We start from the raw sequence: 2,013 nt of genomic DNA on the forward strand, positions 1-2,013 counted from the left end.
CGCGCGGCGTGGGTCCGGCGTGCCGCGCGCCGTACGCCTCCCGTGCGCCCACAGCACGGCGGGGGCTGCGAGGGCCGAGACGAGGACGGGGACGCCTGAGGGGAGGAACGGCAGGAGGCCCAGCCCGAGCAGGACGGCGAGCGCGGCCACGGCGCGTTCGGCGGTGCCGCGCACCATCGGCGCCAGGAGCGCGAGGAAGACGGCGGGGCCGGCGGCGTCGAGCCCCCACGTGTCGGTGTCGCCGATCGCCTCCGCGCCGAGCGCGCCGAGGAGCGTCGTCAGGTTCCACAGGACGTAGAGGCACAGCCCGGTGACCGTGAAGCCGATGCGGGCGCCGCGCCGGTCGGGCTGGGCGAGCGCGACGGCGGTCGTCTCGTCGATGACCCAGTGCGCGGCGAGGGGCCGCAGCGCGCGGGGCACCTGGAGCAGCTGCGACAGGCGCAGCCCGTAGAAGGCGTTGCGCACGCCGAGGAAGAAGGCCCCGGCCGCCGCGGCGTACACGCTCCCGCCGCCCGCCAGGGCACCGACGAGCGCGAACTGCGAGGCCCCGGTGAAGACGAGCAGGCTCAGCGCGCACGTCTGCGCGACGCCCAGTCCCGCACCCGCCGACGTGACCCCGAAGGCGAAGCCCGAGAGCCCCACCGCGACACCCACGCCGAGCGCGTCGCGCACGACGGCGGCATCCGGCTTGGCCGACGCGGGGTGCGCACCGGAGGCGACGTCGGGCGCGACGTGGGGCGCCGCGTCGGGCGGTGCGGACGCGGCGGCTCCGTCCGGCGGGGGTCGGTTCTCACTGTTCACGGCCTCAGGCTAGGAGCGCCCGCGCGCCTGGTCTTGTACGTTCTTGCGCGCCGCCCGCTCGCGCCCGCCCCGCGCGACGTCGCGCGCCGCGGAACGGGACGTTCCCGCAGCTCACACGCGACGTCGACCGGCTCGGCACGCATCGTGGAAGCCCGCCGTGGAGCCACCCCACGCCCCGTGGAGCCGCCTCCGTACGTGGGCCTCGCGCCCCTCCCCCACACGCAGCCTCGCGCCGTCCCCGCGCCGCGTCACCCCTCCCCCGCCCCGCGTCACCCCTCCCTCGCGCCGCGTCGCCGCGGCAGCCGCTCGCGGCGGTACGCGCCGGGGGGCACGCCCACGATGCGGGTGAAGTGGCGGTTCAGATGCGGCTGGTCGGTGAAGCCCACGGCGTGGGCGACGTCGGCGGTCGCGAGGCCCGCGTCGAGGAGGCGGCGCGCGGCGCGTACCCGCGCGTCGGTGAGCCACGTGTGCGGCGGCATTCCGTAGGCGGCGCGGAAGGCCCGCAGGAGGGCGTACGGGCTCGTGCCGAGTCCGGTCGCGAGTTCGCCGAGGGAGGGCGGGTCGTCGAGGCGGCCCGCCAGGATGTCGCGCGCCTCGGCCGCGACGCGGGCTCCCGCGCCGCGCACCGTCCTGGCGCGCAGCTGCCCCCCGTTGCGCCGCAGGAGCCGGGTCACCGTGAGGCGCAGCAGGGTGTCCGCCGTGAGCGCGTCACCTTCCTCGGCCGCCCGCAGGACGCGGTGGACGAGGCGCGTCGCGTACGGGTCGGCGAGGACCGGCGCGGTGAAGCCCGGGGCGCCGCGCAGCGTCGTCGTCTCGCGCGCGATCTCCGCGACGAGAGCGGGTGCCGGGTAGACGGCGCCGTACCGCCAACCCTCGGGGCCCAGGGCGCGACCCGTGTGGGGGGTGTCCGGGTTGACGAGAGCGAGGCTTCCGGCGCCCGCGCGCTCCTCGGTGCCGCGATGGCGGAAGACGTCGACGCCGGAGGTCACCGCGGCGATCACGAAGTGATCGTGCGTGTGCGGCGCGAAGGTCTTGCGGACGTAGCGGGCGCGCAGGAGGTCGACGCCGGGCAGCTCGGCGTACCGCCAGTGCCGCGCCCGGTCGGCGGCGTCCCGTCCCGTTCCCCCGCCCGCCGTTCCCCCGCCCGTCGTAACGCTTTAGGGGGCTCAAGTTGGTGATGGTTTTTTTTTTTTTTTTTTTTTTTTTTTTTTT

2 protein-coding genes are annotated in these 2,013 nt (G+C 76.2%); both read right to left on the bottom strand.

What is annotated here, in order from left to right:
• Positions 1–672 (bottom strand): AzlC family ABC transporter permease (locus SSBG_RS05985; protein ID WP_234010720.1); only part of this gene is annotated, 672 nt, incomplete at its 3' end.
• Between the two features lie 398 nt (positions 673–1,070).
• Positions 1,071–1,874, bottom strand: coding sequence for an AraC family transcriptional regulator (locus SSBG_RS05990; RefSeq protein WP_050776725.1), 804 nt, complete (start codon positions 1,872–1,874; stop codon positions 1,071–1,073).
• Positions 1,875–2,013: the final 139 nt, after the last annotated feature.

Origin of the sequence: Streptomyces sp. SPB074, from assembly GCF_000154905.1 — a bacterium.
Taxonomy (GTDB): Bacteria; Actinomycetota; Actinomycetes; order Streptomycetales; family Streptomycetaceae; genus Streptomyces.